We start from the raw sequence: 21,136 nt of genomic DNA on the forward strand, positions 1-21,136 counted from the left end.
GAGCCATGCAAAAAGCCATGGCTCTTTGATATTCATAAGGACTATTTTTCTTTTAAAAAATTCAATACCTGTTCATTAAATGCAGCGGGATTTTCCACCGGGTAATAGTGTGTTTGTTTAGCCGCTATTAATAACCGTGATTTAGAGATGTGGGCTGCTATTCCTTTTGTATGTACTTCTTTAATTATATCCTTTTGGCCTGCCATTACTAAAACGGGGCAGGAAATTGCTTTAAGATCCTGGTAACTATGCCTGGGTTCTGTGATCAATAAATTGTAAAGCCGTATTGTATTTAGGTTACTGCCTGTAGTATCTTTCTTCAGTTTTTCAATAACCGTATTTACCTGGCGAAAAACTTTTTTGTCTACCACCGTTTTATCAATAAAAACGCAGGCTCCCATGGTTACCACTTTTTTTACTTTAGCCGGGTATTTCATGGCCATTATTAATGCCGTATTACCACCATCACTCCAGCCAACAATATTCACACTATCCAGGTGTAACTGGTTCAGCAGCTCGTTCATATCGTCTGCAAATAAATCATACGTATACATTTTATCATCGCTGGTAGATTTTCCCTGTCCTCTTGTATCTACCGCAATAACCTTATAATATTTTGAGAATTCTTTTACCTGGTCTTTATACACAGCAATGGCCTGCTGATTACCGTGAAGCAACAATAATGGTTCGCCACTACCATAGATTTCATAATAAATTTTAACGCCATTAATATTTGCAACCGCACCGGCCTTGTCATTTTCTCCCGGTGTGTTTAGTTCGGCGCCTCCTGATCCGTCAATAACAAGGCAACGTTTTCCTTCAAACGCATATGCCGATGAAATATTTACTAAAAACCCTTTGGGTAAAAGCGGTACCGCCCATGGGGAGTTTTTTATATCTTCCGTGTTTTCAAATCCATTGTCTTTACAGGGTATTATTTGTTCGTTTACCCGCAGTGTAAAACTATCATAACTGTAAATGGCTTTTCCGCTAAATAAACTGCCAAAACTTAAAGTGTCGGCATCATCATCAAGTTTACCGCTAAGTGTATAGGTGTTCCAGCTGTTTTTATAAATAGACGGGCTTGAATAAAAGACAGCCCCGGGTTGCCCGTTTTCTTTCAGCACTTTTAAAAATAAAATAGCACCGGCCTTTTCATCAATCTGCCTTACCCTTACTGTTGCCTCTAAAGTAATTTGCCGCCCCCTGAATTCCCTGATAGCAATTTTTTGCCTTACAGCACCCATTTCTGCAGCAGCAGTATTCTGGCTTAATAAAGAGTAATTATTAAAAAGAAAGAACATCAGTAAAAAGAATTTATATTTTTTCATAGCCGGTATTTTTTAGCCCTTAACAGGAGTGTGTTTTGGCAGTGGTTACTGATAATGATACAGGTATTTTACAGCAAAAATGCTTTTCCCCAATTCATTGCTTCGCCTTCGTTAATATATTCTGTAAGTACCATTGCAACTCCTGCCCATCCTTCCAGTATTCCCACCACGTTTGCCGCATAGGCGTTGTTGGCAATTTCATTATCTACCAGGGCTATTGTTTTTTCAATCCAGTACTCATAGGTTCTGTAGTAGCTGAAGTGCCCGCTTTCATTATACAGGCACAGGTAAAATTGTGCCAGGCCGGCTGTACCATGGCAAAAATGTGTATCTGCACACAAAGTGTTTTTACCCGATTTTCTTTCCTGTGTTTTAATACCTACTTCGTCGGCTTTTTCGGTGTATTCGCTATTTAAAAATAATTGCCCGGCACGGTATAATAAAAGCACCACATTTAAATCGCCATAGCACCATGCCAGCCTGTTTATGCTGGTAATTTTATTGGTCCCGGTATTTACCGATACGGGAAATATGGAGAATTCTTCTTCGGCAGGATCGGTAGGTATTTGATTAGAGAGTACAAAATCAATTCCTGCAATAATGGTTTTTTCAAGTAATTGCCTGTCATCTAAAAAAGGCCATGCATTCATTAAGATCATCAGCATACCGCAGAGGCCGTGTGCCAGGCCCAAATCAGCAGTGTCCGGATCTTTTAAGCGCTCGATGCTGTAATTTTTAAACCACAACCCGTTTTGATTTACCATTGCTTTATTGCAAACCGCTTCGGTAAGTGCTGTAACATATTTTTTTGCTCCTGCATCATTTTTATCCCGGCTTGTAAAATAAAACAGCACCCCAAGTGCTCCGTGTAAGTAGTCAATCTCATCTCTTTTCAGTTGTTCAACAGCTGTATTAAACAAAAAGCTGTCCATGTCTGAAAATTCAGCAGCTATGTCAAAATCTATCAATCCTTCTTTTTGCAGGTAATTTACCGTGTAGGCAAAGCCTGCAGCACCATTACTTAAAGATGCCCCTATTAATCCCCTGCCGCTTTCATTGATATCTTCAAAAACCTGTGCCAGCAGGTCTTCGGCTTTTTCTAAAATAGCGGGGGATTGCAATACTTTATGGGCATTAAAATAATAGTATAATAAACCCAGGCTACCACCTAAAAAACCGTGGTGATAGGCAGTATTTGTCTGCAGGATATTATTGATCGCACTTATTTTTTGCCGTGCTGTATCTTTTAAATTTATTGCGGAGGTAGTAGTTTCTGTTTCCATACCACCAAAGATTCAGCAATAACAGCGTATAGTAAATTATATTTTGTAAACCTTCTTTTCTCTGTTGTAAAAAGCTGTTTATCGTAGGTAAAATATTATTAGTTGTCTGCCAACCTGTTGCGTACAATTTCCAAAAAAGCCTCTTTGTAGGTACTTCCAATAATGATATCTGCTTTTTCGTTATTCTTCAGCTTAATAGAATTACCGTTAATTGTAGCAATTTTAAAAATGTTTACGATGTAAGATTTCTGCACCCTTATAAACTGTTCGGCAGGCAGCAGGTTTTCCAGTGTACTCATTTTGGTATGGGCAATTATTTTCCTGTTGCCACACACCACGCAAACATAATTACCGGTTGCTTCTATATAATCAATATCCGCAAGTTCCACTTTTACAAAAGATCCCTTGGTATCGCCCCTTAGCATTATATAGTTTGGTATGCCTGCAACTGGTTTTTTATTTTCTTCAGATTCAAAAATATCAAAAGCTTTTTGGGCTGCTTTTAAAAACCGTGTAAAGGGTACCGGCTTTAAGAGGTAATCAATAATATCCAGTTCAAAACCTTCAATGGCAAATTTATCGTAAGCTGTAGTAAAGATCACTTTGCATTTTCCCTGTATGGCTTTTACAAAATCAATACCGGTTAAATACGGCATTTGAATATCCAGGAAAACGAGATTGATGTTTTCTTTATTAATTATTGCCAGGCCCTCCACAGGATTGGTGGTGGTTGCCACACATTTCATGTACGGCACTTTTTTTACATAATCTTCTATAATTTCAATAGCAGGTTGCTCGTCGTCTATTATTAAACAGTTTATCATAAGAGCAATTTTAGTTTTTAGTACCTACGGGTTTAATATTAATAAATGGCATTACCAGGTTTACAGTAAAAAAACCATTGGCATCATTGTGGGTTAAGGTAAAGCTATCCTGCCAGATTAATGTAAGCCGTTCATTAATATTTTTAAAGCCCAGGCCCGAGGAGGTGGTTGCGGCTGCGAATGCTTTTTTATTAATGGTTGTAAAAAGCACTTTGTTTTCTGCTTCATTAACAGTGCAATGAATACGTGCCGGGTTATGGGTATCATTAAGATCAGCATATTTAATAAGGTTTTCAACTAGTGTAAGCAGTATCATTGGCACAATTCTTTTATTTAAAACATTGCCGTCTTTTATAAAAACAATATTCAGGCTTTCCTTAAACCTCAGCTGGTTAATGTTGATAATGCTTTCTACCTGGTTTAATTCGTCTTCCAGCATTGCCATCCCCCCGGTGGCACTATTATCTGCTACAGAGTACCGCATCAGTTCAGACAGTAGCAGAATTGCCTCGGCAGCATCAGGGTTTGTTTTCCTGGTATCGGAATATAAAAAGTTTAAACAGTTTTGAAGAAAGTGTGGGTTTATCTGTGCCCTTAAAAAATTAGTTTCTGACTGAAATAGCTTACTGTTCAGCGTAGCCTTTTCATCCTGCAACAGCAGTATCTTATTTTCGTTTTCAAGATTTTTCTTTTCTGTGAGGATAATATTTTTTTCATGCAATGCAGCTTTGCGCTGGTTTTGCAACGAACGCTCAAAGAAAAAGTAACCAATAGAATATAAGGAAAAATGTAAGTAATAGGTAATAATACTGATCAGGTTTTTTTTGGTAAAAAGATCTATCGGTTTACCGGGGTTTTGGGCATACCTGTACCAATAAACAAAACCATAAGAAATCACCAGGCTGATGAGTAAGAAAAATATACCCAATGAGATCCTTTTGGGGCTTTTAAGAAATGCAAAGTAAAGAAAAGCATATACCGTATAAAAAACCCAGACCTGGTGTAGCAAAACATTAAAAAACAAGCTGAAGTTTACATTATCGTTAAGCCCGAAATCTATAAAAGATACAGTGGCTGTATAAATACCAACACCAATAAGATGATATTTTAATTTACTCATAGTAGTTCTTTATTACCTGGATCCAGTCTTCTGTATTTTCATTTATTTGCACATCCGGCTTTATGCCGGTATTATCAAATTTAGGTTGCTGTGTTGTTATTTCTCGTTTTGTAGTGCCTACCCAGAATATAAAATTTGTTTGCGGTAAGCGGTAAGTCAGTAAATCAAGATAGTCAACGGCGCCGCCGGTATTTTCGCCAAAAGTTTTTACAATGGCCTGTTGTTTTAAATATAATACCATCAATTCGGCAGCACTTCGGCAGCCATGGTTAATCAGCAACGCAACATTTTTAATTTTTGATGTTTCTTTTTTAAACTTTATCGTATCGGGTTGCAGGTAAATAAAATGCCCTTTGTTATCCTCCATTTTTTTTATCGCACTGTTAAGTTCATTAATTTTAGCGGTATCGTTCTTTGATGCATAAAATTTTTTATCGGCCAAAGCATCATCAATTAAATCCTGGCTGCATAGTTTATAGGCGCCCACAGTAACAATTGGCTGATCACCAAAAAATGGAAGTAACGGAAAAAAACTGTTTATTGTTCCGCCGGCATTATTCCTGATATCAATAATTAAAGTTTTACAGTTTGCTAAAATGTTTTTATGCACTGTAATAAGGCTGTCGTATATCTTTGCAATTCCTCTCGAACTGAAGTCATGCATTTTAATCAATACATTATTACTATCCAGCGCAACAACGGAAGGTTTTTCAATAAATGGTTTTTTGGAAGCAAGATAATGGGCATTATAATTCTTTATTTTATACCACTTTGAAAAAGTACCGACACATAATGTAGTGTGGTTTTTGAAAAAAGCCTTTGTAATTGTTCTGAACTGCCTTACGGGATCTGTATAATCAACAGTTCTTTGAGATTTAAAGTTTTTGTAGAGTTTTATTATTTTGTATCCTTCAGGAATATCCTTGTCTGACTCTGTTAAATACCCGTAATATTCATCACTGCCTGCGTATTTCAGGTAAATCACCTGGGTGTTGATATCATTTATCCAATAGCCTTCGTACTTATTATTTTGCGCCGGCGCTGCTGCCGCATTTTTCAGGTATGCAACATTGGCGGAGCAGGCAGTTAAATCAATATTTTTTGTCAGCCTTAGTTCATATAATGCCAGGTGCTGGTCGTTAAAAAGCGCTGTTAGCTTTGAATATGCTGAAAGTGTATCGCTTATGGGTTGTACTGTAATTTCTTTGCTTAGTTTTTTTAAGGGCTTTACATAAATAGTACTATCGTAACCGGCATAAACTGTTTTTATTTTTTGAATAATGAAATCCACATCTTTATTAATTGATGTCGTTTGCTGCGCCTGTGCAAAAAAAATATAGCCCCAACAAAAAATAAATATACATACCAGCTTATTCATAATATAAACAAGGGTCTTTCAACTTAAAATAGCCTTTACCTCACGGTAAAAGCGTTAAAAAAGATGGGGGTATTACATTTGGCTTACCCCCTTGGTTTGCTAAATAATTGAATTTACAACTATTTAGTATCATTTGTTGTGGGCCAGGATGTGCAATTTGTTATTGCGGCATTAGAAGTGTCAAAAGTATTACCTAAGCCACCAATAAGCATTTTCATTTTTTCGTCGCTGATCGCCAGGTTAGAAATAGCAGTTTTTTTAAGTTGTAATTTTTTACTGCTGTTGATTGTAAGGTTCTTTTTGTTCATGATTTATAGTTTTAAATTTATGAGATACAAGTTAAAAAACTGAACAGCCATTAATTTATTTTATCCGCAAAACGGCTTTTGCGATAGGTGAAACTATTTTTACGTAATGTTTTTACAATCTTTGGCCTGCATTTTTGAAATGAGTTTTATCTGGCCCATATGTGATAATTCGTCTTCTGCAAGGTGGTACCAAAAAAATAAATTGTTTGCTTTAGGCACAACAGGGTTATCTGCAAGCAACCATTCATCTGTTTTTGCTTTAAAAAGTTCCAGTGTTTCATTTCGTTGCTTTGCAAGTAAAGTAGTATAATAGGTTAAAGGCTGGCGCTTTACATAATTAAGTGATAGTTCTGTTGCAAAGCCACCATACCATTCAATCATTTGTTGGTGGTTAAGCGTTTGATTATAAAAAGTTACCTGCTGAAACTGAAACTCTAATGCTGCAATATGCCTGAGTAATGTGCCTGTTGAATTGCTGATACCTTCGGGTAAAAAATCCAGGTCTTCTGTGGTATGGTTTTCCACCACTTTAAGCGTACAGCTCCTGGCAAATTCCAGGAAACAAATTACCTGGCCAATTGATTGGTCATAGCCGTTTATTAATGGATATGGCTTAAGTGTGCTCATGTTTTTGTTTAAAACAAATGCCCTCAAGGGGCATTTGCCCTATTGGTTTGCTTTTTTAGTTACACAGCTTTCAAGTGTTTGAACAGACAGTGTGCAATACTCAACCCCGGTGGTGGTTTGTAAAACATTACGGTTGTTTTTAAACGCAAGCACCGTTTTTTTCTTTAAACTCAACCTGCTTTTTTTTTGTTTCATGTTTGTATTGTTTAAGGATTATTCAATGCATTATTGTCAATGCTGTTTTAAATAAAAGACATATTTTATACAGCTGCGATAAGTTTTAGTGAAACTCTGTAAATGCTGCAGCAAGGCTTTTTTTTCCGGAAACAATACCGGCAGCCATAGTTTGTTTAAAAATAAAATTTGGTTTGGGTGAGGTATTATTTTTTGAGATAAATACCAACCGGGCATCTGCAATCATCTTTTTTGAGATGGTATCAAAGTAAGGGGTGGATATTATTGTACAAACCGGTTCTCCATGCAACGGCCCCGACAAAAACCCGCCATTGAATTTTACTGCTGAACCGAGTTGTACTTTTTGGGTATATGCTTCCGGTATCTCCAGTTGCACATCAAATTTATTTTGAGCGCCTGCTATACTTACCAGCGATGTTACAGGTTGTAATACTTCTCCCTGTTGCGGCATACGTTTAAGCAAAACCTTACAATCATAGGGCGTTGTTATAGCTATTTCGTTTGGCAAAGTGCTATCAGCAACCGGTGCTACTACCGCAATGGTGTCGCCTGTATGTAACAGTGTATCACGTTTTAGGTAAAATTTTTTTACCGTTGTTTTTATTTGCGGCGATTGTATGGTTGCAAAATGTTCGGGAAGTATGGTGGCCCTGCACCCGATAATATCTTCGTGTTTTACAACCAGGGAAATACAGCAAACCATTATAATTACCAGCAACAGCAGCATATTTCCATAGCGTACCATTTTTTTGGGCGGTTTATTCAACACTTCATCCAGATCGTTATACAATGGGGTTTGATTATTTTGACCAGGCATATTGTACAGTTTTAAATGTTAATGATCAGGTACCTAATTCAAGTTGATTACTCACCAGGTTGTAGTAAAATCCTTTTTCTGTTATCAGTTTTTTATGGTGGCCCGATTCTGAAATACTTCCGTTTTGCAATACCAGGATATTATCTGCATTTTTAACAGTACTCAGCCTGTGGGCAATTATAACTACAGTTTTATTTTTGAAAATAGTATTCAGGTTTTCGGTGATCAGCTTTTCATTTTTAGCATCCAGTGCACTTGTGGCTTCATCAAAAAACAATACATCCGGGTTTTTATAAATGGCCCTGGCAATTAATATTCTTTGCTTTTGCCCGGTACTGATGCCCATTCCGTTGTTACCAATTTTGGTTTTATAACCCATCGGGAGTGTTTTAATAAAATCCTGGATATTGGCGATTTGTGCTGCATTTTCGAGTTTTATAAGATCTATCACATCGTCGCCTACAGCTATATTACTTTCAATGCTATCGTTAAAAATATATCCCTCCTGCATTACCACGCCGCATTTATCACGCCATTTACTGTTAGATAAGCTGCCGAATTGCTGGTTGCCGATTGTAATGGTGCCGGTAGTGGGTTCATAAAATTTCATCAGTAGTTTTAAAAGTGTTGTTTTGCCACTGCCGCTGCTACCCACAATAGCTGTTACCTTATTTGCCGGAATAGTGATATTAATATCTTTTAAAACAAAGGGCGTAACCGGGTTATTATCATATTTAAATGAGAGGTTTTCAATACAGATATCGCCGCTCTGAATTTCTGTGATCTTTTGGTCGTATATATTTTCTTCATCCGGTTTATTATGGATCTCGTTAATACGGTTCAAACTTAAGGTTGTATCCTGGTACGACTGAAAAAATTCTACCAGTTGTAAAATAGGGGAATTAAGCTGGCCGATTATATAGGAAACAGAAAGCATAACACCGAGGGACACACTACCTTTAACCACCAGGCCTGCTGCCACAATGGTGATGATAATATTTTTAAGTTCGTTAATAACCACTGCACCTCCCGATTGCCACTGCTTTAAGGAAAGCGATTTAATATTAATTTTAAAGAGCTTTATCTGCAATAATTCCCACTGCCATCTTTTTTTCTGCTCTGCGTTATGCAATTTTATTTCCTGCATGCCTACTATCATTTCATAGTTTTTTTCCTGGTTGGCACTCATTTGTGCAAAAAGTTTATAATCCAGTGCAGCACGTTTTTTCATAAAAAGTGTGATCCATAAAATATACAACAGGCTGCCACTTAAAAACACAGCGAAAATAAACGGGCTGTATAAAGCCAGTACACCACCAAACACCAATAACGACAGCAGGGAAAAGATAGAGTTGATGGCGCCGGAAGTAAAAAAACTCTCCACTCTTCTGTGATCGCTGATACGCTGAATGGTATCTCCCACCATTTTTGCATCAAAGTATCCCAGTGGCAGGCGCATGAGTTTTATAAAAAAATCGGAAAGCAGGTGAATGTTAACCCTGGTGCTTACATGAAGCAGCATATAACTTCTTAAAACCTCTATAGCTGTTTTACCTAAAAAAACCATCAACTGTGCCAGCAGCACCATGTATATAAACTGCATGTCGCGGTTATAAATACCAATATCCACAACACTTTTGGTTAAAAAAGGAAAGAAAACCTGTAACAAACTTGCCACCACAAGCCCGGCAATTATTTGCACCATTTCCCTTTTGTATTTTAATACATACTTAAATATGCTGCCAAAGTTTTTTTCTGAGCTGGTTTGTTTTTCATCGGGTTCGTCATGAAATTCGGAAGTAGGTTCCAATGATAAAATAATGCCTTTATCATTATCAACACACCAGGATTTAAGGAACTCTTCTTTGTTGTAGGTTAACAGGCCGTGTGCCGGATCGGACACGTAAATTTTATTTTTTCTGATCTTGTATATTACAAGAAAATGTTTTTGATTCCAGTACGCAATGCAGGGAAACGGTTGTGTTTCCATCAAATCATCAAAGGAGAGTTTGGCCGCCATGGTGCGGAGCTTTAATTTTTCTGCTGCCTTGCTTAAAGAAAGCATACTGGTTCCGGACCGGCTTGTGAAAGTAAGCGACCTGAAATATTCCAACGAAAAGGTTTTGCCATAAAATTTACATATAATGCGCAGGCAGGATGGCCCGCAATCCATTTCGTCGTACTGCTTATAATGAGGAAACTTAAACATGTGATTTGTTTTTGTTGTTAAACTGCCATTTTTAATGCCATCATATTTTTATCGGCCGCCTTTTCCCTTGCAATCCTGGATTTGTAAAAGCAATGCAACAGATCGTATATAACCAGCTCATGTTCCCTGGGACTGCTGGTAACAATGCGGTTTACCAACATGTGTATGTAACTGGCCATTGTTTCTGATAGTGCCGGAGACGCTTTTTTCGTTTTCTCTTTTTCTAACATTGTCATCAGTACAGGCCGCATTGCTTCAGTTTTTTCTTGCAGAATTGTGATCAGCGAAAACAGCGGATGGCCTTCATTAATCGCAGTATTCATAATTTGCTCTATAGCAGTTTTATGCGTCCTGTATTTGTTACCAAGAAATTCTTTAAGAAATTTATTCGAATTGAATTCCGTATGGTAAGAATTTTTCAATAATTCCAGCAACGCCAGCTTTTGTGCTGTTGTGTAATCAAATGCATTCAGCCATTCATCTATTGCCCTGAAGGTCCATTGCCAGCGCAACTGCTCCCTGTTATCCCCTTCGGTTTGGTCTAAAAATTTTAACACGGCAACGCTATCATGAAAAAAAAGTTTTTCTGCCTCGGCAATGGTTTGGTGGCCGTACCGGTTTATTTCTCTTTTATATGTATCGTTCTGAATATTCCAGATAAGCCGTTGTTGCAAAAACGGCTCTAAATGCTGTTGTACCAGTTTTAATAAAACGCCCAAATTTTCTATCGCTGTAATATGAAAACGTACACGAAGGTGAAAATGCGGATCGTTGTAGCGGATGAAGAAAAAAGAGTCGATGATATTATTTGCTGTCAGTTGCTGAACCAGTGGTTGAATTATGCTTTGCAAAACAGTATCTGCTGTTTTATGGCCACAGTACAATTTATAATAAACCCATTCTGTACCCAATGCAAAGTTCTTTTGTTCGGCCGTTGCCAACGCCACTTCTTTTTGTGGTTCCTGAAAATGGTAAGCAGCTGTATTACGCATCAACACAGCAATAAACTGGTTGGCATATAAATTTCCAATACTGTCTTTTACTGCGCTGCTTTTTGTGCCTCCTAAAAATTCTTTAATGGTAAAACTGCTCCTGTTTTTTACAGCTTCCAGCCACACTTCCACCAGCAAGTTATCGTCCAGGTTAATCAGCAATTCGTTATCACCATCAGCCAGTACAATAAGTGAAGGTAACCGCCATGTTTCTTTAAACTGGTTAATTGCAGCAGTAAAATCGTTACCCTGTTTATTGAGCAGCATTTCAATATCCTTTTTTACAAAATTCCATTGGGCTTCTTTTAATACCACGTTTTTGTAGACAGCCCTGGGTAATTGTTTAAACTGGTTTTCCAAAATTCCCCAGTTAAAAAGAATGCCTGCTTGTTTTCCCTGCAATTGCAAATCGGCCAGGAACTGGTAGATAGGCAAGGCGCCAAAACTATAATTATGGGCAGAGCTTAATCTTGGAATGATAATTTTATTTAGTTTTTTTGACCGTAAAAAAACAGTATTCGCCTTTACACTTACCATTAAATCACGTAGGGGAATCTGGCAATCAGCAGGTACAGCAGCCTTCGATAAAAAAGGAATCTCATATTTCCTGAACGAAGGATGCAATAAAATATTTCCGATTCTGCTTTCGGGAAGATGTACAATTTCTGCAAAAATAACCGAAGGGTTTTTTTCATCCTCGTCTTTCACCACATCGTCAATTATAGTATGAATATCTTTATTGCCATGTGCAAATCTTGCTAAAAGATTTGCGGCGCTGGATGATCCGCTGTTTTCAAGCAAAATACGGTTATCATCAAGCAAGCGGAAGATCACAGAAAGAGAGGGTGGCAGGCTGTCCCAGCCATTTTTAAAATCCTTAAAATCTGATTCTTCAAATTCAATTACATTTTGCCTGGTTTCGTTTGCTGCCAGCAGTTTACCAAAGAAAAATTTATCTCTTACGCTCCATTCAAATTTACTATCTCCGGGTGTACCGGCAATACCCATCCCATCCAGCAGCGGTGTTATGTTTCCTGTATGTTGTTCTGCATAACCAATACCGGTCTCATTATCCAAAACCTCCAGCAAGGGCAATTCTGCATCTTCATAGCGTTCGTAAAACCGGCTGGCAAATGCGGTAAGATTCGGGTTTGGAATTGCTTTGTTGGTAAGGTTAATAATATTCAGCGTTTCTGCCAATTCATTTTTAATATTGCTGTTTATTTTATTTGCCGACAGCTTTATATTTAAATCACACTGAAATAATTTATTAAGTTCAAAAGGTATGTTGAGTTTTTTAAGGTAGTTGGTAATCGTAGTGTATTCGGTACTGTCATTAATACCATTGGTATCAATATGCTGAATTAGTGTATTAATCTGCTCCAGCATGCCAATCATTTCATTGATAGCCATTTCAGATGTGGTATTAATTTTTTTAAGCGCAGCAATGATCTGGTATAAAAATTCGTTGCCTGTTACTGATGGTTCCATTTCGCTTACTACCAGTTGTGCAGCAATTATTTCATCAATAAATGCTGTTGCTTCATCCTCTGTAACCTCTTCTCCAACCAGGCGGTTGATCATATCCTGTACAGTTATTCCATTGGCCGCAGCCTCCAGTATGTCCAATGTATAATCTGAAGCCAGTACTGCGCTGATAAGATGTTTGCGGCGCCCGTTTCGGTAGTGGTATTCCACGTACCGTATTTCTTCTGCCATTTTATAAAACGCACTGTTGGGATAATACAGCAGCTTGCTTTTTATAAACGGGAGTGCGGCAATATGTTGCGCCAGGGCACAGAGATAGTGCATATCAAAGCGGGTATGCCGGTCAAGTTTATTCTCGGTATCAATTATTATTGATGTTTCATTATCATCCCATTCCGTTACGGCGCAACCAGAAAACAAACCAAAGGGCGTGCACCTGTTACTCATGCGCAGGTGGTATTTAGTAAGAGAAAATATAAGTTTTTTAATACCTTTTGTATCGGGCATAGCACCTTGTCCGTATTTTAAGAGTTCCTCGTGCAATACCGGCGAGGCAAGGAACAGGGCTTCCAGGAAACTCCTGTCTTTCAGCAGCTGTTGTAAAAAATCATTCTCGGTGCCAACAGAAGTACGTAATGGATTTTGAGGGGTACGCATAACCAGTTTGGGATGATATGTATACGGTATTGCCATGGTGCGATAAGTTTTAAATACTGAATATATTTTCTACCTTTGTTAAGGTTTCATGTTTGTAACCTTGTTATAAACATGCCCCCTGGCTTTTATTGGCCGGGGGATTTTTTTACCCCGCTTTCTGCTTACATAGTTGCATTATCCGAAGTGCACTTTGGAGGAAATGTACACTTGCAGGTTTGCTCAAGAATTGAAGCCAGGGTTGTAGTTATGGTCCAGGTGGCATCACCTCCTTTTATTTTTGCCAGGCCCTTGCCTGTAAGGTTGTAAATAGTTTTTTTACCCAGTTTAATTTTTTGATTTCCGGTTTTCATGTTAAAATTTTAAGGAGAAAAAAATGTACCACATACAGGAATCGAACCTGTGATTCATTCGTGAAAGGAATGCGTCTTAACCCCTTGACCAATGCGGCATTTTAATTTTAAAAACTTAATTATACCCCGGCATAAATCTGGATCATGCCGGGGACAATTTTTGATATACCCTGCAATGTTTAAACTACTTCGTTACAGAATAATTGTAATGATAATAGTACATAGGCTTACTGTACAAAGAGCAGTGGTGCAGGTTTGTGTTTCGCCACAGCATGCAAAGCCTGTACAATTTCCGATAGATGTGGTCCAGGCTTCTTCTGCACCACCTTTAATAGTGTTTAAATCTGCATTTGACAAATTTGAAACTGCTTGTTTTTTTAATTGCAGTTTGCTTTTGGTTTGATTCGGTTCCATGTTTGTAAATTTTGCCAAAACACAACTTTTATAAATTTTAAACCGGTTAAATTATGCCCCGACATATCGGCGTGGCTTTATGCCGGGGATAATTTCAACATTGAAAAAAACCTTTGTTTCAATACTGCAATCCTTAAGCTAAGGTTGTAAGTAAGGAAAGGCAAAGGTTTACAGTACATAATTGTGTACCGCAGGTTTGTGTAACGGTACAACACAAAAACCCTGTACAATTTCCAATTGATGTTGTCCAGGCTTCTGCTACTCCACCTTTAACGGTGCTTAATTCAGCGTGTGTTAAATTTGAAACAGCCTGCTTTTTAAGTTGCAGTTTGCCTTTAACCGGATTTGGTTTCATGTTTGTCGGTTTTGATTTTTAATAATTTCCTACTCTGTTATTAAGGTTTTCGGATTCCCCTTCTTCCTTTTGGCCAAAGAAATATTTTGAATGCTATACTTTTTATCAGTTCACAGAAATGGTACAGGTAAACAGGGTTGCACAATCATAAATGGTATGGGTAAGGCACCAGGTAAAGCAAAGAATTTGGGAAGAGGTGGTGGCATCTCCATCACCTGCGCCGCCTTTAATAGCTTTCATCTCGTTTAAGGAAAGATTTGAAATGGCCTGCTTTTTAAGCTGCAGCTTTCCTTTTTCCTGGTATTGTTTCATGTTTGACGATTTTAATTTTTAGTAATTACCCCATCCTTATTTTCACCTGCTTTTACAAAAGAGTGATTGTTATGATAGTTTCAGTTATTGTAGTTAATGTAGTGGCACATTCTGTACAGGTTAGCGAACAACAATATGTTACCCGGGATTCTGTCACCTGTTCTCCGATTCCACCATTGATGATTTTCAGTTCACTATTGGATAAATTTGAAATGGCTTGCTTTTTAAGTTGCAGTTTTCTTTTGATAAGATTTGGTTTCATAATTTGTATTTGTATGTTTTTTTAAATGCCTTTTATAAAAATATTGTTGTGCAAATAGTTGTACATGTGAGATTCGTTGGACAGGCATCTGTTTGCGGTTCGCAACATAAAAATCCGGTACACGCTCTTTTTGAAGTGGTCCAGGCTTCTTCATTGCCACCTTTAATATTATGCAATGCTGTAGCTGTTAAATTGTAAACTGCTTGTTTCTTTAACTTTAATCTTCCTTTATCCGGGTTTCGTTTCATTGCTGTATTTTTAAAATTTTTCAGGTGCTAAATTGTAATCGTTGTTGTAAAGCAGGCTGTACAATCTGTAAAACTGCAATTGATCGTTGGTGGTGGTTCGCAACATAAAAATCCGGTGCAGGCTCTTTTTGAAGTGGTCCATGCTTCTTCATTACCACCCTTAATAGCATTTAATTGCGGATTTGTTAAATTAGAGATGGCCTGCTTTTTCAGCGCCAGTTTTGTTTTCGGTTCATTCGGTTTCATGTTTGTTACATTTAATTTTTATCACCTTATTATGATTTCCAGAATTTTAATTTAAAACAGGGGTAATGGTATACCCTTTTGCTGCCAGTATGTCAAAAACAGAAAAATCGCTGTAAACAATATTGGAAAACTGTATTGTAAAAAAACAAGGTCCTGTTTTAAGCGCCTGCTCAATTTTATCTGCCAGGAAAAAAACATGCTGCTTCTGTATATCGGTTTTATACAACTGCATAAACAGTGGGTTGTTATTATATAGTTGTTGCAATTCTTTTATATCTCTGGCCTTGTATAAATCGGCTTCCTGTTTATATTGTGCCTTCACTTTGTCTTCATTATCGAGCAGGTAACTGATATTTTTTTTCCAGTAGTAGTTATCTATTTTGCCTGATTCTGCTAAAACATCATCAATACTTTGTAGTACGGCAAACTCCTTATTGGTTTTTTTTGCTATAGAGCGTAAGTCTATCTCATACGCCAGTCCCTGGCTTTCTGTACCGCATGGGCCTATAACAGAAGCAAGCATATAATAAATCATATTCATTTTATACGCCTGCAATTGCGGTAATGCCTGTACAGGGTAGCCTGCATCTTTAAGTTTATTTTCAAAGGCTGTTATCTGACCGGCGGAGAGATTGTTTTTTATTTTCTGCGAATCGGCAATGGCAAAGTTTCCCCTGGCAAGTTTACCGGCATCTTTGCTGCCATATAAATCATATTCTGCTGTTATTGTTTTTACTTCATTTAAAGCGTTCTTTGATTTTTCATCAAGTTTAAGGTTTTGGTCACAACTTTTCCCAGTAAGGTAGATAAAGGAGTTTTCTGCCAGCCCGTTACCGCTAACCTTCCATAAAATAGTATTTTGCAAAGTTGTTTTTTGTGCTGCTGCTGCCATTATAAACAGTAGTGTAGCCGCAAGTGTTATTATATTTTTCATAACGGTTTTTTTGTTAGTTAATTCTGTTTTTTATATCGGATAATTTTGACTGCCGCTCTCTCTTGCTCCTTACATTTTTATTGCCAAAGCTGTACCGGCAGGTGAGTTTTAAGAAACGGCTTTCGGGTTTTACTTTTTTATCTGAAACCACGCCCTGGTAATCGGTATGCATCTTTATGATCTGCGTATTTAAAACATCGGATACAGAGAGTTTGAACAGCAGTTTATTCTTTAAAAAACTCTTTGCCACACCGGCGTCGGCATAATAATATGGCTTCATTTCAAATATGCCCGAAACCAATGTGCTGCGGTATGCAATTGAACAATCTGCAGTAAATCCTTTTTTAAAAGCCAGGTTATTGCTCAGCTGTATGCCATAAAACGGGTTCTGGCTTTGCTGCTGCGTGTAGGCGTTGGTGTTTACATTGTACTTAAAATACCCGCCATATACATTGGCATTCATTTGCCATACCTGCCATAGTTTTTTTGAATAGTTAAGGTAGAGGTAACCCACATCTGAACCTTTAAAATTAGCATAGCTGGAAACCGTAACATTGTTTTGCGACGCATAGCTTACCCCCAGCGATTTTACTGAATGTGAGTATTCCACCCCCATGGTAAAGCTTTGTTTTAATGAATAGTTTATCGAAAAAGCATGATTGATCTGCGGATCTAAATCAGGATTACCCTTACTGTATGCATATTGATTTTGATATACAATGAACGGGTTCACAAATTCAAATCCAAAACGCTGTATGCTTTTCCTGTAACTGAACCCGAATTCGTTATTTTGATTTTTTGTAAACGATGCCTGAACAAAGGGGAAAAAATCGATATAGCTTTTTTTATTAACCTGCTGTAGTGTTACCAATTGCCCCGTAGTATTGGTTTGTTCTATTCTTAAGCCTGTTTGTAAGTTCCACTTTTTTATACTGCGTATATAGTTAGCATAAGCGGCATTTACATTTTCTTTATAAATAAAGTGATTGGTTTTTCCTGCATCTGTTTTCCAGCCGGTGCCCGTATTTGTTTGCCACACAATATCATTATCCGTAATAGTGTAGCCGGTTTTTATACCCATTTCCCATTTGGCTTTTTTAGTGGGCATAGTATAATCTGCAGTTAAGGAATATACATTAATATTTGCGGGTGAATTATCTTTTAAGTAATCAGGATTTATATATTCTTCACCATAGGCATTATAATACCTGTTCATAAAATCATCGTTCCAGGTTTTATTATAATTAAGATAGTCGGCATTAAGTACAAGTTCTTTACCGGTTGTGTCAAGTACAGTTTTGTAATAGAAGTTAACCGCCGGGTTTTTAAATATGGCCCTTCCGGTTGTAAATACTTTTGATACCGAATCAGCGGTATTGGTGATATAATGCAATGAAGCGGTATTGATAACATCCCTGTCCCGGTAATTAATGTAACCGGTAATTAAAACACCAAAACTGTTCCTCTTATTAATATCATAATCTAAACCAAGTTTGGCTGCATGGTTATTTCTTTTGCGTACTTCATCTTCATCAGAAGAAATGATGCCGTTACTTACATAGCGCAAGCCATTGGTCTTATAATACTGGGCTTCGTGATTAAAACTGTACCCTCCGTAAATATTCGTTTTTTTATTCCGGTTATTAAAATCAATGCCTGTATTAGCCCTTACATATTTACCGGTTCCTATACCGGTTGTAAGTACATAGCTGGTTCCGAACGATTTGTTTTTAACTAAAATGATATTTACCACAGATGCTCCTGTAGCTTCATATTTTGAAGAAGGGTTGGGTAAAATTTCTATTTTTTCAATGCCAGAGGCCTGCAGGTTGTTAAGCATATTTACCAGGTCGTCGCCGGAAAGATTGGAGGGGCGGCCATTTATTAGAACGGATATTGATTTTCCCCTGAAATTTAATTGATCGCCCTGGGCTATAATTCCCGGAGCGTTTTTTAAGGCATCGTATGCGTTGCCGCCGGAAGCTACCGGGCTTTGCGCAATGTTTAAAACGATCTTATCGGATTTAAGTGTCAGATAAGCTGGCTTTGCTTTTACAGTTACCCCTTTTAGATCTTTCACTGCTGTTGCCAGGTAAATTACATCAATAACAGCATGCTGCTCATCTATAAATACCGAATCTTTAAGCCGGGAGGTATGGCCTGTAAAACCAGCTTCAATGCTATAATATCCTGCACGGGGAACCGGTATTGTATATGTGCCGGCTGCATCAGTAATTTCAGTTTTAAAAAATGATCTGTCAGAAATTGATTTTACTGTAACAGTTGCATTATGTAAGGGAGTTTTAAGTGCAGCATCAGATACCCGTCCGCTTACAGTAAATGTTTGTGCGGCACAAAAACCGGCACTAAAAAAAATTATTGTTGCTGTAATTAGAACTTTTAAATCAAATACTGCTTTTTTCATTGCTTCCTGATTTGTTTAATAAAAGTAGAAAGCAGAAAAAACTATATTTAATTAATTCCTCAAATGAAAGATTAAGAAGGGTGAAAAGCAGTTTTTATGTTGTAAATGAAAAACGAAAAGCGGTATATGCTGTCTATTTTACCAGCACATACACCAGCCAACTCATAAAATAAGCCAGCCCGGTCATATAGATCAATTGTATCACCGGCCATTTCCAGCTGCGGGTTTCTCTTTTTACAATGGCGAGGGTACTCATACATTGCATGGCCAGTACATAAAATATCAATAGCGATAACCCTGTAGCCAGGTCATATACCTTAGTACCATCCGGCCTTACTGCGGCAGACATTTTCTGGCGAAGGGTGCTGTTGTTGGCATCCGCATCTTCTCCCACACTATATAAAGTTGCCATGGTGCCTACAAAAACTTCTCTTGCTGCAAAAGAGGTGATCAATGCAATACCAATTTTCCAATCGTACCCTAATGGCCTTATTGCAGGCTCAATAGCTTTGCCCAAGGTACCTGCAAAAGAGCTTTGTAATAAAGCTGTTTTGCGTTGTTTATTTAATTCATTCGCCTGCGAAGGGTTTGCAGCAATCAGTTGCTCGTATTTAGTGGTAACGGCCTGCATTTTTTCTTTAGGCCCGTAAGTACTTAAAGCCCACAGCAACAGGCTTATTACCATGATCACTTTACCGGCATCAAACACAAATATTTTAGCTTTTTCAATCATGGTGGCTAAGGCATTGCTCCATCTTGGCCCACGGTATACCGGTAGTTCTAAAATAAAAAAACTACGTTCTGTTGATTTAATAAACCATTTTAAAACCCAGGCAACAATCAATGCCATTACAGTACCCAATAAATACAGGCCCATCATTACCAAACCCTGTAAACTTAAAAAGCCAAAGTATAATTTAGAGGGGATGATCAATGCAATTAAAATGGTGTATACCGGCAGCCTGGCACTGCAACTCATCAATGGGGTTACCATTATGGTGAGTAATCTTTCTTTTTTATTCTCGATATTCCTGGCGCTCATTATTGCGGGTACCGCACAGGCAAAACCGCTGATCATCGGCATCACACTTTTTCCATTGAGGCCCACCTTACGCATCAGTTTATCGGTTAAAAAACTTATCCTTGCCATATAACCGGTATCTTCCAATAAGGTTATCAGGCCAAACAATATCATTATCTGCGGTATAAAAACCAGGATACCACTTAAACCGGCCACTACGCCATTAATTAACAGATCGCTCCACCACGCTTGTGGCAATTGGGTGCCCAGCCAACCGCCCAGTTGCCCGAATATCCACTCAATAGCATCCATCGGGTATTGCGCTACCCAAAAAACACTTTGAAATAACAGGAATAATACGGATAGTAAAATGATATAACCCCAGTATTTATGTAATAAGATATTATCCAGTTTTTCGGTTAGCAGGGTTCTTTGTAGCGGATCGGCTTCTATTACCGTTTGCTGCATAATATGTTTAATGCGGCCATAACGCTGCATAATTTCTTCTGCCTGCGTTTTGGTAGGATTAAATTTATGTTCCAGTTCAATATTTTCAACCAGTTCCTGCGTTGCATTATCCAGCAAAAAATGTTCGTGGTTAATTAAATAATGAACCGTTCTGTAATTACTGAATTCGGGGAAATGCTTTTTTAATGCTGTAATAGGTGCTTCGGCAATGGCATTGATGTCTATAAAATCCCTTGGCACATGCTGCTGCATTTTCTCTGCCACCAGTTCTATTGCTTTTTTAAGTGGCGCAATGCCTTTGTTCTTTCTTGGATTAATAGAAACTATTGGCACGCCAAGTTCTCTTTCCAGGCCCGGAATATCAATCTGCGTTCCTTTTTTAGCCGCCAGGTCCATCATCGACAATGCCACCACAACCGGAATTTTCAGGTCGATGATCTGCGAACAGAATAAAAGATTGCGTTTAAGATTGCTGGCATCTGCCACCAGTAAAACCATATCGGGCTTTACTGTTTCATCCTGGTTCAGTAAAACTTTATAGGCCACCCATTCGTCTGCCCGTTTGGGATAAAGGCTGTAAGTACCGGGCAGGTCAATAATAGTAACATCAAAACCCGGAGCAATAGTAGTAGTGCCGGTTTTTTTATCTACAGTAACACCGGGGAAATTACCTACTTTTTGATTTAAGCCGGTAAGGGCATTAAAAAGTGAGGTCTTTCCGCTATTGGGATTGCCTACTAATGCTATGTTTAACTTTTTACTCAAAATCTGGGTGCTGCAAAATTAACATCATTAAATGGTTTGCGGTTACGAAATAAGAAACAAGGCTTTTAGCAATAATTTGATATATTATTTAATCTTTTAGTCATTGG

General features: G+C 37.9%; 21 protein-coding genes and 1 tRNA gene. All 22 read right to left on the reverse strand.

The genetic code is table 11. From position 1 onward, the window contains the following. Positions 1-41: 41 nt before the first annotated feature. The 22 genes from ACYVM0_RS25175 to feoB all read right to left on the reverse strand — a co-directional run bounded on the left by ACYVM0_RS25175 (position 42) and on the right by feoB (position 21,029). On the reverse strand, positions 42-1,331 hold the full coding sequence (locus tag ACYVM0_RS25175; protein ID WP_460561909.1) for an alpha/beta fold hydrolase: 1,290 nt from the start codon (positions 1,329-1,331) through the stop codon (positions 42-44). Between the two features lie 68 nt (positions 1,332-1,399). Then, positions 1,400-2,614, reverse strand: a complete 1,215-nt coding sequence (locus ACYVM0_RS25180; protein ID WP_460561911.1) for a glycoside hydrolase family protein — start codon at positions 2,612-2,614, stop codon at positions 1,400-1,402. A 98-nt stretch (positions 2,615-2,712) separates the two neighbouring features. Continuing rightward, positions 2,713-3,438 carry a LytR/AlgR family response regulator transcription factor gene (locus ACYVM0_RS25185; RefSeq protein ID WP_460561913.1) on the reverse strand — a complete coding sequence of 242 codons (726 nt, stop codon included), beginning with the start codon at positions 3,436-3,438 and terminating at the stop codon, positions 2,713-2,715. Positions 3,439-3,448: 10 nt separating this feature from the next. Next, the gene (locus tag ACYVM0_RS25190; RefSeq protein WP_460561915.1) at positions 3,449-4,558 is read right to left on the reverse strand and encodes a sensor histidine kinase; all 1,110 of its coding nucleotides are present in this window, start codon (positions 4,556-4,558) and stop codon (positions 3,449-3,451) included. Next, positions 4,551-5,936 carry a S41 family peptidase gene (locus ACYVM0_RS25195; protein WP_460561917.1) on the reverse strand — a complete coding sequence of 462 codons (1,386 nt, stop codon included), beginning with the start codon at positions 5,934-5,936 and terminating at the stop codon, positions 4,551-4,553. The genes ACYVM0_RS25190 and ACYVM0_RS25195 overlap by 8 nt, the downstream gene beginning before the upstream one ends. Before the next feature lie 119 nt (positions 5,937-6,055). Next, the gene (locus ACYVM0_RS25200; protein WP_460561919.1) at positions 6,056-6,244 is read right to left on the reverse strand and encodes a hypothetical protein; all 189 of its coding nucleotides are present in this window, start codon (positions 6,242-6,244) and stop codon (positions 6,056-6,058) included. 99 nt (positions 6,245-6,343) lie between these two features. Then, entirely contained in the window at positions 6,344-6,871 is a 528-nt protein-coding gene (locus ACYVM0_RS25205; protein ID WP_460561921.1) for a DinB family protein, read from the reverse strand. A gap of 39 nt (positions 6,872-6,910) precedes the next feature. Further along, a complete protein-coding gene (locus ACYVM0_RS25210; protein WP_460561923.1) occupies positions 6,911-7,066 on the reverse strand; it encodes a hypothetical protein in 156 nt (51 codons plus the stop codon). Positions 7,067-7,151: 85 nt separating this feature from the next. Continuing rightward, on the reverse strand, positions 7,152-7,883 hold the full coding sequence (locus ACYVM0_RS25215; protein WP_460561924.1) for a hypothetical protein: 732 nt from the start codon (positions 7,881-7,883) through the stop codon (positions 7,152-7,154). A gap of 25 nt (positions 7,884-7,908) precedes the next feature. Next, positions 7,909-10,092, reverse strand: coding sequence for a peptidase domain-containing ABC transporter (locus tag ACYVM0_RS25220; RefSeq protein WP_460561926.1), 2,184 nt, complete (start codon positions 10,090-10,092; stop codon positions 7,909-7,911). Between the two features lie 17 nt (positions 10,093-10,109). Beyond that, positions 10,110-13,265 (reverse strand): lantibiotic dehydratase, encoded by a 3,156-nt coding sequence (locus ACYVM0_RS25225; RefSeq protein WP_460561928.1) that lies wholly within the window; start codon positions 13,263-13,265, stop codon positions 10,110-10,112. Between the two features lie 125 nt (positions 13,266-13,390). Next, on the reverse strand, positions 13,391-13,579 hold the full coding sequence (locus tag ACYVM0_RS25230; RefSeq protein ID WP_460561930.1) for a hypothetical protein: 189 nt from the start codon (positions 13,577-13,579) through the stop codon (positions 13,391-13,393). Between the two features lie 26 nt (positions 13,580-13,605). Then, positions 13,606-13,677 (reverse strand) — tRNA-Glu (locus ACYVM0_RS25235). 94 nt (positions 13,678-13,771) lie between these two features. Next, positions 13,772-13,993, reverse strand: a complete 222-nt coding sequence (locus ACYVM0_RS25240; RefSeq protein WP_460561932.1) for a class I lanthipeptide — start codon at positions 13,991-13,993, stop codon at positions 13,772-13,774. Positions 13,994-14,126: 133 nt separating this feature from the next. Next, complete coding sequence (locus ACYVM0_RS25245) at positions 14,127-14,348, reverse strand: class I lanthipeptide (protein ID WP_460561934.1); 222 nt, start codon at positions 14,346-14,348, stop codon at positions 14,127-14,129. A 105-nt stretch (positions 14,349-14,453) separates the two neighbouring features. Next, positions 14,454-14,660 carry a class I lanthipeptide gene (locus ACYVM0_RS25250; RefSeq protein ID WP_460561936.1) on the reverse strand — a complete coding sequence of 69 codons (207 nt, stop codon included), beginning with the start codon at positions 14,658-14,660 and terminating at the stop codon, positions 14,454-14,456. Between the two features lie 52 nt (positions 14,661-14,712). Continuing rightward, entirely contained in the window at positions 14,713-14,922 is a 210-nt protein-coding gene (locus ACYVM0_RS25255) for a class I lanthipeptide (RefSeq protein WP_460561938.1), read from the reverse strand. A gap of 32 nt (positions 14,923-14,954) precedes the next feature. Further along, a complete protein-coding gene (locus ACYVM0_RS25260; protein WP_460561940.1) occupies positions 14,955-15,170 on the reverse strand; it encodes a hypothetical protein in 216 nt (71 codons plus the stop codon). 27 nt (positions 15,171-15,197) lie between these two features. Further along, entirely contained in the window at positions 15,198-15,416 is a 219-nt protein-coding gene (locus tag ACYVM0_RS25265) for a class I lanthipeptide (RefSeq protein WP_460561942.1), read from the reverse strand. A gap of 46 nt (positions 15,417-15,462) precedes the next feature. Then, the gene (locus tag ACYVM0_RS25270; protein WP_460561944.1) at positions 15,463-16,350 is read right to left on the reverse strand and encodes a TraB/GumN family protein; all 888 of its coding nucleotides are present in this window, start codon (positions 16,348-16,350) and stop codon (positions 15,463-15,465) included. Between the two features lie 13 nt (positions 16,351-16,363). Then, the gene (locus ACYVM0_RS25275) at positions 16,364-18,775 is read right to left on the reverse strand and encodes an outer membrane beta-barrel protein (RefSeq protein WP_460561946.1); all 2,412 of its coding nucleotides are present in this window, start codon (positions 18,773-18,775) and stop codon (positions 16,364-16,366) included. Positions 18,776-18,908: 133 nt separating this feature from the next. Next, positions 18,909-21,029: a ferrous iron transporter B gene (gene feoB, locus ACYVM0_RS25280; protein WP_460561948.1), complete on the reverse strand. Its 2,121-nt coding sequence runs from the start codon at positions 21,027-21,029 to the stop codon at positions 18,909-18,911. Between the last annotated feature and the right edge of the window lie 107 nt (positions 21,030-21,136).

This window comes from Ferruginibacter profundus (assembly GCF_054783275.1).